The 14085-nt window shown below is 32.5% G+C and carries 12 protein-coding genes; 5 read left to right on the top strand and 7 right to left on the bottom strand.

The annotated features are described in order from the left end of the window. Positions 1 to 9: 9 nt before the first annotated feature. Complete coding sequence (locus Q1A73_RS23390) at positions 10 to 1047, bottom strand: cytochrome d ubiquinol oxidase subunit II (RefSeq protein WP_299610905.1); 1038 nt, start codon at positions 1045 to 1047, stop codon at positions 10 to 12. A 3-nt stretch (positions 1048 to 1050) separates the two neighbouring features. Further along, entirely contained in the window at positions 1051 to 2352 is a 1302-nt protein-coding gene (locus Q1A73_RS23395) for a cytochrome ubiquinol oxidase subunit I (protein ID WP_299610907.1), read from the bottom strand. A gap of 333 nt (positions 2353 to 2685) precedes the next feature. On the opposite strand from Q1A73_RS23395, the gene Q1A73_RS23400 reads away from it, so the two are divergent. From Q1A73_RS23400 to Q1A73_RS23420, 5 genes are all read left to right on the top strand, one after another. Then, the gene (locus Q1A73_RS23400; protein WP_299610909.1) at positions 2686 to 4587 is read left to right on the top strand and encodes a tetratricopeptide repeat protein; all 1902 of its coding nucleotides are present in this window, start codon (positions 2686 to 2688) and stop codon (positions 4585 to 4587) included. Further along, positions 4580 to 5233: a response regulator transcription factor gene (locus tag Q1A73_RS23405; RefSeq protein WP_299610911.1), complete on the top strand. Its 654-nt coding sequence runs from the start codon at positions 4580 to 4582 to the stop codon at positions 5231 to 5233. Before Q1A73_RS23400 ends, Q1A73_RS23405 begins: the two co-directional genes overlap by 8 nt. 11 nt (positions 5234 to 5244) lie before the next feature. Next, the gene (locus Q1A73_RS23410) at positions 5245 to 6006 is read left to right on the top strand and encodes a class I SAM-dependent methyltransferase (RefSeq protein WP_299610961.1); all 762 of its coding nucleotides are present in this window, start codon (positions 5245 to 5247) and stop codon (positions 6004 to 6006) included. 164 nt (positions 6007 to 6170) lie between these two features. Beyond that, positions 6171 to 7100: an alpha/beta hydrolase-fold protein gene (locus Q1A73_RS23415; protein ID WP_299610913.1), complete on the top strand. Its 930-nt coding sequence runs from the start codon at positions 6171 to 6173 to the stop codon at positions 7098 to 7100. A gap of 114 nt (positions 7101 to 7214) precedes the next feature. Continuing rightward, positions 7215 to 8255: an alpha/beta hydrolase gene (locus tag Q1A73_RS23420; RefSeq protein WP_299610915.1), complete on the top strand. Its 1041-nt coding sequence runs from the start codon at positions 7215 to 7217 to the stop codon at positions 8253 to 8255. A 50-nt stretch (positions 8256 to 8305) separates the two neighbouring features. Here Q1A73_RS23420 and Q1A73_RS23425 read toward each other — a convergent pair whose 3' ends face one another. The 5 genes from Q1A73_RS23425 to Q1A73_RS23445 all read right to left on the bottom strand — a co-directional run bounded on the left by Q1A73_RS23425 (position 8306) and on the right by Q1A73_RS23445 (position 14050). Then, positions 8306 to 9625 carry a DUF6242 domain-containing protein gene (locus Q1A73_RS23425; RefSeq protein WP_299610917.1) on the bottom strand — a complete coding sequence of 440 codons (1320 nt, stop codon included), beginning with the start codon at positions 9623 to 9625 and terminating at the stop codon, positions 8306 to 8308. A 178-nt stretch (positions 9626 to 9803) separates the two neighbouring features. Further along, entirely contained in the window at positions 9804 to 10223 is a 420-nt protein-coding gene (locus tag Q1A73_RS23430; RefSeq protein WP_299610919.1) for a hypothetical protein, read from the bottom strand. Position 10224: 1 nt separating this feature from the next. Further along, positions 10225 to 11964, bottom strand: a complete 1740-nt coding sequence (locus tag Q1A73_RS23435) for a hypothetical protein (protein WP_299610921.1) — start codon at positions 11962 to 11964, stop codon at positions 10225 to 10227. A 27-nt stretch (positions 11965 to 11991) separates the two neighbouring features. Continuing rightward, positions 11992 to 13251 carry a DUF3289 family protein gene (locus Q1A73_RS23440; RefSeq protein ID WP_299610923.1) on the bottom strand — a complete coding sequence of 420 codons (1260 nt, stop codon included), beginning with the start codon at positions 13249 to 13251 and terminating at the stop codon, positions 11992 to 11994. 4 nt (positions 13252 to 13255) lie between these two features. Next, complete coding sequence (locus Q1A73_RS23445; protein WP_299610925.1) at positions 13256 to 14050, bottom strand: hypothetical protein; 795 nt, start codon at positions 14048 to 14050, stop codon at positions 13256 to 13258. Positions 14051 to 14085: the final 35 nt, after the last annotated feature.

Below are 14085 nucleotides of genomic sequence, written 5' to 3' on the forward strand. Positions count from 1 at the left end.
ATACTTTCGTTATTGCGAAGGATTATTATGGCGTTCTAAAATCTTAATCATTTTAAATGATTTTAATAAATGAAACAACCCAGGAAGAATAACTGCGCCACCGATAATTAGTGATATCCCAAGTACATTAATTACACTATCAGGAGCTATATTATCTAATAAACTCACCTCATTGGTTTTGGTAATAATTATGTTCGGAAAATGGGCTACAAATGCTGCGAGAAGAATTAAAAAAACCTGTAAACCTGCAAAAAATCTGCTTAACACTCTACGTCCTTTTTTTATAGTAATCCAAAGAGGAATTAAAAGTAATCCTGAGATAAACATAGCAACAATAGCATAAGGATCTGTAACAAATACGGTAACAAAACTATATTCGCTGATATATCCGTAAATAAAAGTTATTAAACCTGTTATAAAAACTACAATAGTGGCTATTCCTGCCTTTCGGATATAAATATTTTCCTTTCCTCTTACCGATTCCCCAATAAGCAATACAGAAGATAAAAACGCACATAAAGCTGCAAAAAACAACCCAACTAAAATACTGAATACATTAAACCAAGGTTTTATAAAAACATCATAGAACGAAAGATTCTCGACATCTTCTGTTAGTATAATTTGTCCGCTAATCAATCCTCCGAAAACCATACCTAAGAATATCGGTGTAATCAAACTAGATATTTTAAACATAGCATCGTATAATTTCTGCGAATTATCAATGACAGCATCATAATGTCTAAATACAAAGGCAACACCTCTAAGGGTAACTCCTAATAAAACTATCGTTAATGGAATATGTAGATTCACTACTAAGATATTATAATACGCAGGAAATGCAATCCATAATATTACTATGAGAATAATGATCCAAATATGATTGGCTTCCCATACGGGTCCCATGACTCTATAAATTGTTTTTTTTGTGATTTTTTGGTTTTCCTCTGAGGAAAACATCTCTACAATCCCTGCTCCATAATCCGCACCACCTAGAACAACGTATAAGTACAAGGAAAATATTAAGAAGAATAAAACGACGTATAGCATAGACTAGTTATTTTGAGCATTAAGAACTTTGATCTGGCGAATCATTAACCAGGTAACTGCAATCGATAGTGTAGTATAAACCACAATATAGGTATAGAAACTTACCACAATTCCTGGCATAGGTGTCACTGCATCTTTTGTTCGCATTATTTTATGAATAATCCAAGGTTGTCTTCCAACTTCTGTTACAATCCAACCAGCTTCTAATGCTAAAAATCCAAGTGGTGCTAGTACTATAAACAATAACCAATATTTTTTATTGGTAAGCCATTTTTTCTTTTTTAAAGAAACAAAATATAATAATCCTGCTAGCATCAGGATACCACCAATACCAACCATCACCTGAAACGCATAATGAACCATAGGAACATTAGGGCGTTCATCTTCCGGAAAATCATTTAATCCTTTTACTTCAGCATCAAAATCTCCAAATGCCAAGAAAGATAGCATTCCAGGAATAGCAAGCTTGTATTTTACTTCTTGAGTTTCGGCATCTACAATACCTCCGATATATAAAGGAGCTCCTTTTTCTGTATTATAATGAGCTTCCATCGCTGCTAATTTTACAGGCTGTCTTTCTGCAATATCTTTTGCCGAAATATCTCCACTAATCGGTTGCAAAATTGCCGCTATTGCTCCAAAAGTGATTGCTATTTTAAATGCCTTGGTATGCAAAGCCACTCTTCTACCCTTAAATATTTGATAGGCATGAATTCCTGCTACGGCAAAACCCGTTGCTGTAAAAGCGGCTAAAGTCATATGCAAGGCTTGGGTAAACCATGCAGGATTAAGCATTGCCTTAACAGGATCAATGTTTAAGAACTGTCCATCTACATAATCAAATCCTGACGGTGAATTCATCCATCCATTTGCCGCAACTACTAGAATTCCTGAGGCTACTCCAGACAATCCTATAATGACCCCAGTAAACCAATGAAACTTTTCCGGTAATTTATTCCATCCGTACAAATAAAAACCAAGTGCTATCGCTTCTACAAAAAAAGCAGCACCTTCTAAGGAAAAAGGCATTCCAATAATAGGACCCGCATGTTTCATAAATTCGGGCCATAACAGCCCCAACTCAAAAGACAAAGCAGTTCCGGATACGGCACCTGTGACGAAAAAAATTGCCACCCCTTTTTGCCAGGCTTTTGTTAATGTTAAATATAGTTGATCTTTTGTTTTTAACCACTTATAATGTGATACTACCATAAAAAAAGGCATGACCATTCCAATACAAGCAAAAACGATATGAAATATAAGCGTAAATGCCATTTGGAGTCTTGCTGCATCAAGGTTTTCCATAGAAAATATTTAGAGAAAGAGTGTGATTCTAATTACTCTATAAAGATACGACACAAAGCCCATTTTAAGAAGAAAAAACCTGAGTCTTTTCGGTTTTTTGAAGCTTTTTTTAATCACAATTTTAGTCATTTCCAAAACACCAAAAACCGTATTTAAAAGCAACAAAAAATTGCATCTTTTACTTACCTAAAAGACAGTTAATTAAACTCCCAACAAACGTTAATATGACTAATAAGACATTGTAATCCATGAAATACTACTATATTTAAACTAACCTAATTAATAAACCTTTTCTTTAATTAGAAAACCTACATAATTTTTCACCCAGATTACATGAATATCAAAAGAAAAATATTCATAGCACTACTCCTACTCAGTGTTTCTATCGGATACGGACAAGAATCAGCTACTTTAAGACTCAATAATGCTGTGGATTCTTTGGGTGTAAATCCTTCCTATTCGTATAAAGAACTATCAGAAATAGTAAAGGATAAAAACAATCAAGATTCTACAAAAGCAAAAGCAAAGCTTTACCTCGGAAGTTATTTTAACTCCATTGGTGTCATAGATTCTTCTGTTTATTATACAAGATCGTCCTTAATCCATCTTAGAAATAAAAAATATTTATCCCAAGCCTATCGATTATTAGGATCTGGATATAGAAGAAGCGGTAAAATCGATGATGCTATCGAAATTCTATACAAAAGTTTAAAGATTTCTGAAGAAATCAACTACTTAGATATGATTGTTAAGGTAAAATCTGATTTAGGGATTTTATCAGCTAACAAAGGGGATTACGATAAAGCTATTCTTTTTTTTGAAGAAAGTAATGCCGTTACAGACGATCAAAAAGTTATTTGTTCTAACTACATTAATATAGGCGCTGCCTATTTTAAAAAAGACGATTTTGAAAATGCTGAAAACTTTTTCAAAAAAGCTCTTGAAATACTCCCACCAAACTCCTCTCCTAATGCATCTTCTACACTTATCTTAAACTTAGGTTCTGTACTTTATAAAAATAAAAAGTATAAGCAAGCGATTGAATACTTTGATAAAAGTAAAAAGATCGCGGATGAATACGGTTTTATAGATAAAAGCCTTAATGCTACTGCTCATAAAGCTGAAGTTATAGGAGTGATGGGAAATTATTCGGAAGCGATACAAATGCTAAATAAAACCATAGCGCAAGCAAAAGAGATCTCAAACATAGAAATACAAAAAAATAGTTATGATAATCTAGTTACTGTATATACAAAAGCAAATAATCATAAATCCGCAAATGAAGCCTTAATACAATTTCACAGACTAAGAGATTCTTTAAATAATAGAAAACAAAAGAAAGAGATCACCGAACTCGAAGTAAAATATGAAACCGCTACCAAAGAGAAAGAGATTTTGCTTTTAAAAGAAGATCAACTTCTTAAAGAAAGTGAAATTAAAAGACAACGTTTATTAAAACGGTTTTACGTCATTGGTTTTATTATTGTTTTAGTACCAATCATGGCACTTCTTTTTGTGTACTATCAGAAACTACAAGTTAAAATAAAATACAATGCTCAAAAAGAAGAGATTAATAGACAGAAAACCGCTTCTTTTCTAAAAGAACAAGAACTAAAATTAGCGAATACCTATGTAATTGCTCAAAATGAAGAACGTAGCAGAATTTCTAGAGAATTGCACGATAGCATTGGAGGAAATTTAGCTGCGATCAAATTACAAATTGTGAATGTCCAAAAAGACCTTGAAATAAAAGATACATTAATCGATCAATTAGATGATACGTATCAGCAAGTTCGAGAAATATCACATAATCTGATTCCTAAGAAAATTAACCAAACAGCTTTTGCAAATTATATCAGAGAATATATAGATACGATAGAAAAGGTTACAGATCCTGAAATTACATTTATACCTCATCCTGTAGAAAAAATAAACAACATAAACGACAATCAGAAAGTTGAGATTTTCAAAATCATTCAGGAATTGATGACGAATGCTTTAAAACATGCCAAAGCTAAAGTGATCGAGATTTGTCTAAATGCATACCAAGATTCTATAGAAATTATTTTTGAAGACGATGGAATCGGATTTGACACAGATAAAGTAACGAATGGTATCGGTTTACAAAATATTCAAAAACGCATAGCGTTATTAAAAGCAAAAATGGATATTGACTCTTCAATGAATAGAGGTACTGCCATTCGTATTGAAATACCCACAATAATACATGACTAAAAAGCATACATATAAATTAGTCGTAGCAGATGATCATAAAATGTTTTTGGACGGTTTGATAAGTATCATCGCACATGAATCTGACTATGAAATTATCTATACAGCAAGCAACGGGAGTGATCTAAAAAAGTATTTAGATATCAATACCGATGACCAAATTGATTTGGCAATTTTAGATATTAATATGCCTAAGATGGATGGAATAGCTTTAAACCAACATATAAAGAAGAATCATCCTGGTATAAAGACGCTAATCGTTAGTATGCTATCAACTCCTGATAAAATTTATGAACTTACTCAGGATGGTGTAAATGGTTATATTCCTAAGAACTCTAGAAAAGAAGAATTATTAAAAGCTATAGAAACCATCCTAAAAGGTTCTAATTACTTTTCAGACAGTATTAAAGAAACATATACCAAGAGTGTTTTTGAACAAAAACAATCCAATGAAATCAATCTTAGTAAACGTGAGAAAGAAATCCTGCAACTAATTGCTAAAGAATATACCACACAGGAAATTGCTGATAAACTATTCTTAAGCAAATATACCATTGAAGGTTATCGCACCAGTTTGATTTCTAAACTAAACGTAAAAAACGTTGTTGGGTTAGCAAAACATGCGATTAAAATGGGACTGGTAGATTAACTATTTAATTTATACTACAGTTAAAAAATAATGAAATGAGCAGTTTGTATACAGATTTAGCTGAGGTTTACGAAATGATGTATGCAACATTTATTGATTACCAGTTAGAATATGACCTATATAAAAGTTTTCTCAAAAAGTATGACAAAAACAGTATTCTGGAAATAGGTTGTGGAACAGGAAATTTATCTCAACGTTTTATTAACGACAACTATGAGTATTGCGGACTTGATTTTAGTAAAGAAATGCTAAAAATAGCTAAGGAAAGAAACCCTAACGCTAGTTTTATTCATGGAGATATGCGACATTTCAATTTAGAAAAACCAGTAGAAAGCGTTATCATGACTGGGAGAACAATAAGTTATTTAGTTAAAAACAAAGATGTAGAATCCACTTTTGCCAGTATTCATAATAATATGAAAAAAGGAAGTATCTTTTGTTTTGATTTCATAGATGCTAACGAATTCATACCAGAAATAAGTAATAAAAAGGAAATTACCCATGAAGTTAACCACAAGAATATAACTTACCTAAGGAAAAGTAAATGGAATCCCAATATCCTAAATAGCTGGTGTTTCGATTGGGAATCTAACTTTTATAAAAAAGAAAAAAATAATTTGCTAAAAGTTGGAACAGATCACTCTACTGTAAGAACGTTTACAAAAAATGAAATTGAGCTTTTTCTAATTTTAAATGGATTTGAGGTACTAGAAATAATTACAAGAGAATCTTACGCATTTCCTACCTATGTCGTAGTTGCTCAAAAAAGATGAATTAGTAAAGAAATATTTTCAAAAAGCTAGAGAGCTTTCCAAAAACTAATTGAAAAATGACTTTCAATCTTTTAACATATTCCCATCTAACATAGGATTGGTAGATTGATTTATTTGGTATAAATTAAGCCCAGAATAGCAGATATATCTAATGTAACTAATAGATGAGAAAAATAATAAATAGCGTCATAGTCTTATCACTAATTTTTACTGCAAAAGCTCAAAACACGCTTCCCGAAGTCGTATCCGGAAAAGTGGATCGTATAGAGAATTTTGAATCAAAGCATGTAACCCCCAGAAATATTGATATATGGGTACCAGAAGCTTATTCTTCTTCTAAAAAATATGCAGTACTATATATGCATGATGGACAAATGTTATTCGATCCTAAGAGCTCATGGAATAAACAAGCCTGGAATATAGATAATGTAGCTTCTAAATTACTTGAATCGAACAAAATAAAAGACTTTATTGTTGTTGGTATTTGGAATGGTGGAGCAACAAGACATTCTGATTACTTCCCCCAAAAACCATTTCATTATTTGTCACAAAGTCAAAAAGACACCTTAAATACACAACTTAAACATTCGCATGTACCGATAAAAACATCATTTATTCCACAATCTGATAACTATCTTAAGTTTATTGTTGAAGAACTAAAGCCCTATATCGATAAAAACTATTCTGTTTCTTCAGATCAAGCAAACACTTATATTATGGGAAGTAGTATGGGAGGTTTAATATCTATGTATGCTATTTGTGAATATCCTGAAGTATTCGGAGGAGCTGCTTGCTTATCGACTCATTGGCCAGGTTCTTTTACACTTAAAAACAATTCAATGCCAGAGGCGTTTATCAATTATATGGATAGTCATCTTCCTAATCCCAAAAATCATAAGATCTACTTCGACTGTGGTGATAAAACTTTAGATGAATTATATCCAGATATCCAGAAAAAAGTTGATCAAGTTATGATAAAAAAAGGCTACAATGAAAACAATTGGAGTACTCAATTTTTTCCAGGAGAAAACCATAGTGAAAATGCCTGGAGTAAAAGACTACATATTCCTTTAGAGTTTTTACTTAAAAAATAACCTCGTAAACATAACCTTTATCCAAATATATTCTTGGATTAAACTGTAACATTCTTAACGTTTATTAATCATTACTACAGGAACACTTGTAATAAATGACTATAAATTTTAAGAATGAATAGAATCATCATAACCTCAGCTCTTTTTCTAATTCTTATGAATTTGAAGGCTCAGAGTAGCAGACAAATCATAAACTTCGAATTTGAAGGAATACAACTGAATGGGGTTTTAAACCTTCCGAAAGGTCAAAAACCTAAAGGAATTGTAATGCTAGTGCATGGATCTGGAAAGACAAATGCTGTTGCTCGGGAATGGTATATAGATATAAGAGAAACATTTGTAAAAGCAGGTTATGGTATCTATATGTGGGATAAAATGGGCTGTGGAAAAAGCGGAGGTGCGTTTAATTATAATCAGTCTATTGAAAATAGTGCGCAAGAAGTAATTGCTGCGATCAATACTTTAAAAGAAAAGCAAATACCAGGTTCGGATATTATCGGTTTATATGGAGTTAGTAGAGCTGGCTGGGTAAATCCCATAGTAATAAACACATACAACGATATAGCATTTTGGGTTTCTGTAAGTGGCGTTGATGACAAAGAAAATTTTGGATACCTACTCGAACAAAACTTGCGAATTGATGGATTGCCAAAAGATTCGGTTAATTTAATTGTTGGAGAATGGAAAGCAGCTGTAAAAATTCATCATTCAGGTGGAAGTTATGAAAGTGCTCAAAACGCTACACCCAATCTAAGGAAAAACGATTTTATATTAAGATTTAATAATGGTAGCACCATTACAGAAGAAGAATATTATAATTATCAGAAGCAACTTATGAAAGAAGAACTTGACGAAAAAACTGGCTTGCCCATTGTAGTTAAGGATTTCAAAACGATCTTATCGAACATCAAATGTCCCGTTTTGGCATTATTTGGAGAAAGTGATATGAATGTTGATTGGAAAAAGACCAAGTTGTTATATGAACAGACGTTAGCAACAAATACAGATTTAGAAATACAATCATTTCCGAATTGTGATCATAATATTCGCGAATGTAAAACTGGTGGATTCTACGAATTTCAGGATAACAATTTACCTTTTAAAAGATGTACCGGTTTTTTGGAAACTATAGAAAACTGGCTAAACCAAAGATAAAGCTACTCTTTACCTTGATGAACATATGCCAATTGCCTTTTTTATTAAAACTACCTCGCAGAACAAGTTACTCCATCATCCGATAAAATTTCGGTACCTGTATTCACTAAGTCACATACTGCTGTAGGCATAGAAACAATTCCATTTTCTGAAAGATCTAATAATTTCAAATTAATGAGATTGCTTATTTGATTCGGAACCATCTCTATCATATTTGTACGTAGATATAGGTATTCTAGATGAAACATATCTCCGATACTAGTATCGATATCTACCAACATATTACCCGACAATTGTAATCGCACCAGATTGGTAAGTTTAATAATATCAGATGGAATACTTGTTAAGTTTGTATTATACATATCTAACCTAGTTAGCGATTGTAGGCTTAATATATGTTCGGGAATAGTTCCAATAGGGTTACTAGACACTCCTAGAGTTGTTAATTTAGATAGCTTGGTAATTTCCTCTGGTATCTCTGTTAATCCAATATTATTCATAAATAAGACATTTAACTCCGTAAGATGAAACAACTCTGATGGCACCTCTTCTAAGGTGTTATTTGATATACTTAGTTCTCTAAGTTCTTTAAGACTTTCTATACTCGTTGGGATCTCGGTAAGTTGATTTGTATAGATCCTAAACTCCACAAGCTTTCTCAGACTAAAAAACTCTTCTGGTATAGCTTCAATTAAGTTAGCACCAAGATTTAGTGTTCTTAAATTATTAGATAAGTCTTCTATTTCCTTAGGAATTTCGGTTATGCTATTACTTTCTAAGGAAAGTGTTTTTAGGTAAAACAAATCGCAAATCTCTGGTGGTAGTACGGTTAGTCCTTTCTCATTCAACTCTAGTGCAACTACCTTATCATCGACTACCACTACTCCTTCCCAGGTAGAAACATCTTCATTTTCTAGATTCCATCCTAAAGTATTATCTGGGTTTTGATTGAAGAAAGAAGTCAATATTTCTCTGGCTGTACTAGTAACTACTCTTACAGAGATCGTGTAATCTTTGGTTGATCCATCCTCCGCTAGAACACTATAAACAATAGGTTCTGAAAAATCAAAAGTCGTATCAATATTCTGAACTACAATTGCTCCATCGGATACAACTATGCTAGGTTTTAAAGCTCTTATCGGTGTGCCGAAAGGTAATACTACAGAGATGGTATTTTTAAGTTGATCTATATTAGCCGTAATGTTAGTTTCTAATTCGCCATTCTCTGATGTTAAAAAACTAAATTCTAAGATTTCCTTATCAGAATTTAATAAAGTTATATCAGATCCGTCTATTTCTTTGGAACAAGAAAACACCATTAGACTACACACTAATAAAAGTGTGTTTCTGCAAAATAATAAGTCCCTCATTTGGTTTTAGTTTTAAGAGTTTTGTGTGTTTATTTTTATGTAAGATATAAAGTTATAAGGATAGAAACATCCTTGATTTTTGTGGAAATTATCCCCTGAAAACCACTATTTATTGATATAAGTAAAAGATTATTAAAAAATTATTCGATGCCAATCCTGTATCAAAATACTTATATATTTACTTTCTTTTTAGTTCAATATATTTCTCTTCACACTCGTTAAATAGTATATAATTGTTTAGAGAGTTTCCATAATTCTGAATTACTATATAATCATCTATAAGTTCTGCAGTCAAATCTTTTTTTAAATGATCTTTATGGACATTTTTAAACCGAAGGAGAACTGATTTATCATTAGAATTAATTTCTAATGTATCCTTTACTTGATAATCTCCATTTTGAAGAGTATAGTCCAAACCTGAAATTTTTATCGATATAAAACAATCAGGGTTTTCTGATTTATATTCGCCATCAACATTTTTAATCGATTGAAAAGAATTTTGTTCAACAGGAATATTAAGATCTTGATATGCACCATTGATCCCTAGCAAAAATGTTATGGAAAATACAAGGTGTTTTATTTGAAAACTTTTAACCATTTCAATTTTTTAAACTATTCAATCTACTTTCTACAAAACTTCGTATACTATTCTTATTATATCCATACCAATTCCTAGAAGGAGTTGTTCTTCCTGCTGCATTATTTAATGAAATAAAACGTTCGTAACCTTCTATAGCCTTTGCTCTATTTTTGGTACATCCCCTTTTATTTGTACCTGGATCATGCCATGCACCCCATCCAAAAGATCCCTTTTGTTCATTGTATGTTTTACTTTCTGAGAAAGTATAATCGGTAGTTTCGGAATTGGAATTACCACAACTATTTAGTAACACTTCAAACCCTCTGTTTACATATTCAAGACGATCATTGTATCCATTGAAACCTCCATTAATTCTATAGGTAATATAAATTAAATCATTATCATCGGCATTATCATTTAATTCCGCATTTTGCGCCCAAAACCAACCCGCCGATCGAGCAGCATGTGGATTAACTTCTAATTTCTCCTTATTTTCTTGAGAAGAAGTAAAGTCTTCTCCCACAAAGTTACCATATGCTTGATAGTTAGAGCGAAATGTAAGTTGCATTAATCCTCTTCCTTTAAAACCTCCATAAGCATCTTCTCCAACTCCTAATTCTTCCGTATATCTAAAGCTTCCTGATTCATGTATAACTTGAGCAAGAAAATGTAGCCTTCTTAAACAAGTATTTATATCATTATCCTTAAATGCTTCATTTATACCACTTAAATGAGTCTCTACATTACTTTCACGAGCATGAACAGCAATATTCATAAGTTGCTCTTTTGTCATATCTTGACTACAACAATTATTTCCCAATTGAAAATATCCATTCCCAATCTTCAAAAACTCTTCCTCATATTCTTGTTTGTCTCCATTTGCTTTTACTTTCAGCCATAAAAGATCTATAGTTTTTGGTGGTTTATGTATTGTTGGTGCTACAGAGGTGTCTAAATCATCAGGTCTTGGTTGTGGTCTTATACTTGTTTCAACAGCACCAGTTTCATTTGTTGATGTTTCTACAATAGGTTTGAACTTTTCTTTCCAGTCGTTAAAAACGTCATCAGGATCTTCTACTTTTGGTCTAAATTTAATTTTTACTACAGCTTCTCCTCCATCATTAAAAGTTGCCTTTAATTGTGTTTTATTAACACTTTCGTTAGGTTCTTCTGCATCCAAAGAATCATATTGTATAACGGTCAGTGGTGTTTCGCTTTCCATTAACAAAAAAGGCTCCTTTTCAAAAATTTCTATGGTCGCTTCTTTGTCCTTTAAAGCAAATCCTTTTACAACTATATAAGCTTCTCCACCCAAAGTTCCTGAACTTATTTTTTGATAGGAAATTTTTTCTTCAGTTTTAAAAATTTCAAAAGTTACTGTATCTCCATTACTATTACTATAACTATCATTTACTAATGCTGCTGTTATTAATTCTATTGCGGTATGCTGTCCATTCTGTTCTAACTGAGGAGAAACTCTATCAAAAATTATCTGAGCTATACGCCTTTTTCTATCTCCTGTACTGGTATCATTAGTGCCACCAAATGTATAGGTATGAGTCCCATCTGGTATTCCAAATTGTCTAGTTACTTGTTCCGCAAAATATGCATCTAATAATCCTTCTTCCGCTTCATTAGTAGCAAGAGTAATTTGATTCGCTTCTTCACTCCATTGCCCAAATCTATCTTCTATCCTTTGTAGACGTGCATTAGCATTATCTCTTGCTATATTTTGTACAGTGTCATTATGTCCGCTCATAGTTACAGTATTTTACCATTACCTAGTTTATGTACGATCAAAATTATTAAGGAATGAAGGCGCATAAGCAAAAAACTCTTTTTCGAATGTTATCTTGGTTAAAAAAGGTTTATAGCCTCTTAAATGTTGCAACACAAACCAAGCTCTAAATCCAGCGCCTAACGAATAAAACTTTTGCATATCTGGCAGATCTAATCCAAAGTGATCCCAGTAAATGACTTCGTATTTAATATCATATCCATCTTCCTTTTTGGTATATTCTATAATACTCACTTCATAACTCCAAACATCATTTACCGCTATGGTCATTCCTTTAAAAAGATTATTATCCTCACCTCTTGCAAATGAGGGTGATGCTCCTGGTCTCCTTTGCCATCTTATCGTAGTATTTTCTGCTCCAGAGATGTCGCCACCAGCATTTTGAATTCGTTGTGTGATATCACGTTCTAGTGCTTCACAAAACCGCTTTGTAGCAGAACTTTCCTTAGCCGCATCATTGAGAGCATCATTCTCATAAATTCCTCCTTCATTACTCTGAAATTTATCAATCATCGATGCGATATTCTCTCTTAAAGCTCCGGAAGAAAGTTGAAACGCCATGATTCTAAAGTCGCTAAAAAGCATAAAATCAAAATTCAATCTTGTAATATTGAAAAGAAAAGGTCTTAATTCTGTAATTTCATTGGTGCGATAAATAGCTTTGTCCGTTATTCGGTCTCCATTCGCAAATTTTATATGTTCAGAATCATTAAATCCATTCTGTATGTATTCTTCTGTATATGATTGTATCTCTTCTTCTGAATAAATTAGTGTACTTGGTTCTCCAAAACCGTACGTCATATCATCTGCTATAGCATTTCCAGATGTGTTTAATCCTGGTATTCTAAAGCGTTCTACATAAAAGGGTACTTCAATTTCTTTTAAGGTAGGTTCTTGCAAATCTGTTGGCACATCTATTTGGGCTGTATCTTCGATGGCAATATCTACTCCACCTGTGCTGCACATGATGGTAGAATCTTCTAATAGCATGAATTCTCCATCAATTTCGATATCTGTCGCAACTCCTTTCCATTGTGTTGGAGCAATAACACTAGCACATGGTGGAGGACTTTTTCTCCATTTTTTACAGACTCCACCGAAAACAAGATTGGTACCACTTTTATCTCCATTCGTAGCACAAGGCGTATCTTGTAATTGTACTTGGGTGTGGGATACCACTAAGGTACCACTGCTAGAACAAAGAGGACATTTTAGTGTAGCTCCGTTTTTTACAAATTGCCCAGCCATGGTTTTATAATTGAATTATATTAACGGTATTTCTGTATTCTTGTCTCCCATATTTTTCGATACAAGAAATAACTGCTCTTGTTAACCAAGACTCTTTAAATCCCGAAAAATTATAGGTTCCATTTACAGAGACATACTCTTCTTTCTCTGGATAATGAGCTTGCAATTGTAATTGGATATCTTCACTTTCGCTTGCAGACTGTAATAAGAACTCTTCTTTGGTAGTTACTTTACCGTACTTTGTGGTTAAACACTGAGAAGTTTCACTGCACGACTCGGAACTAAATTTCTGATAAACAGATTTTAACAAACCACCAAAGTTCTGATATAGCGTAAGATCTTTTATGATCTCCTCTTCTAAGTTTAAAATAGTATCTGTTTTCAGAATAAAACGTTGTACCTGATCTCCTTTATATTTACTTTCTAGGTATTCTTTTATAACGATCCATTTCTGTCTAATTACGTCAATGTTATCAATAGCTACAATTTCGCCTAAATACGACAACTGTAAACTTATACTTTCATAAACCGAAGCCGTTTTTTGAATAATATCTTGCATAGCAAAAGAACCGTCTGAGAATTTAAAAGTATCTCTCTCTACAGCTATATTCACTGTTCGAATGTAAGGTTGTTCTTCATGCTCATGTATAGCAATACTAATTTCTTTTTTACGATTGCAACGTATAGCACCAGTATAATTAATATAGTTTTCTGTTTCTATTAAATACCTGCGTACGCCTTGTTTGGGGATTTGCAATTGAATTTCTTGAGTTCTAAATGTATATTTACTTGGAATCATTGACTTGCGATTGATTTATGTTTACGTTAAAGAGT

It is taken from the genome of uncultured Aquimarina sp. (genome assembly GCF_947492115.1).
GTDB lineage: Bacteria > Bacteroidota > Bacteroidia > Flavobacteriales > Flavobacteriaceae > Aquimarina.

Coding starts and splice junctions, on each gene's coding strand:
- Q1A73_RS23425 (WP_299610917.1), bottom strand. CDS start 9,625: ATGAGGGACTTATTATTTTGCAGAAACACACTTTTATTAGTGTGTAGT.
- Q1A73_RS23395 (WP_299610907.1), bottom strand. CDS start 2,352: ATGGAAAACCTTGATGCAGCAAGACTCCAAATGGCATTTACGCTTATA.
- Q1A73_RS23440 (WP_299610923.1), bottom strand. CDS start 13,251: ATGGCTGGGCAATTTGTAAAAAACGGAGCTACACTAAAATGTCCTCTT.
- Q1A73_RS23400 (WP_299610909.1), top strand. CDS start 2,686: ATGAATATCAAAAGAAAAATATTCATAGCACTACTCCTACTCAGTGTT.
- Q1A73_RS23405 (WP_299610911.1), top strand. CDS start 4,580: ATGACTAAAAAGCATACATATAAATTAGTCGTAGCAGATGATCATAAA.
- Q1A73_RS23435 (WP_299610921.1), bottom strand. CDS start 11,964: ATGAGCGGACATAATGACACTGTACAAAATATAGCAAGAGATAATGCT.
- Q1A73_RS23420 (WP_299610915.1), top strand. CDS start 7,215: ATGAATAGAATCATCATAACCTCAGCTCTTTTTCTAATTCTTATGAAT.
- Q1A73_RS23390 (WP_299610905.1), bottom strand. CDS start 1,047: ATGCTATACGTCGTTTTATTCTTCTTAATATTTTCCTTGTACTTATAC.
- Q1A73_RS23430 (WP_299610919.1), bottom strand. CDS start 10,223: ATGGTTAAAAGTTTTCAAATAAAACACCTTGTATTTTCCATAACATTT.
- Q1A73_RS23445 (WP_299610925.1), bottom strand. CDS start 14,050: ATGATTCCAAGTAAATATACATTTAGAACTCAAGAAATTCAATTGCAA.
- Q1A73_RS23415 (WP_299610913.1), top strand. CDS start 6,171: ATGAGAAAAATAATAAATAGCGTCATAGTCTTATCACTAATTTTTACT.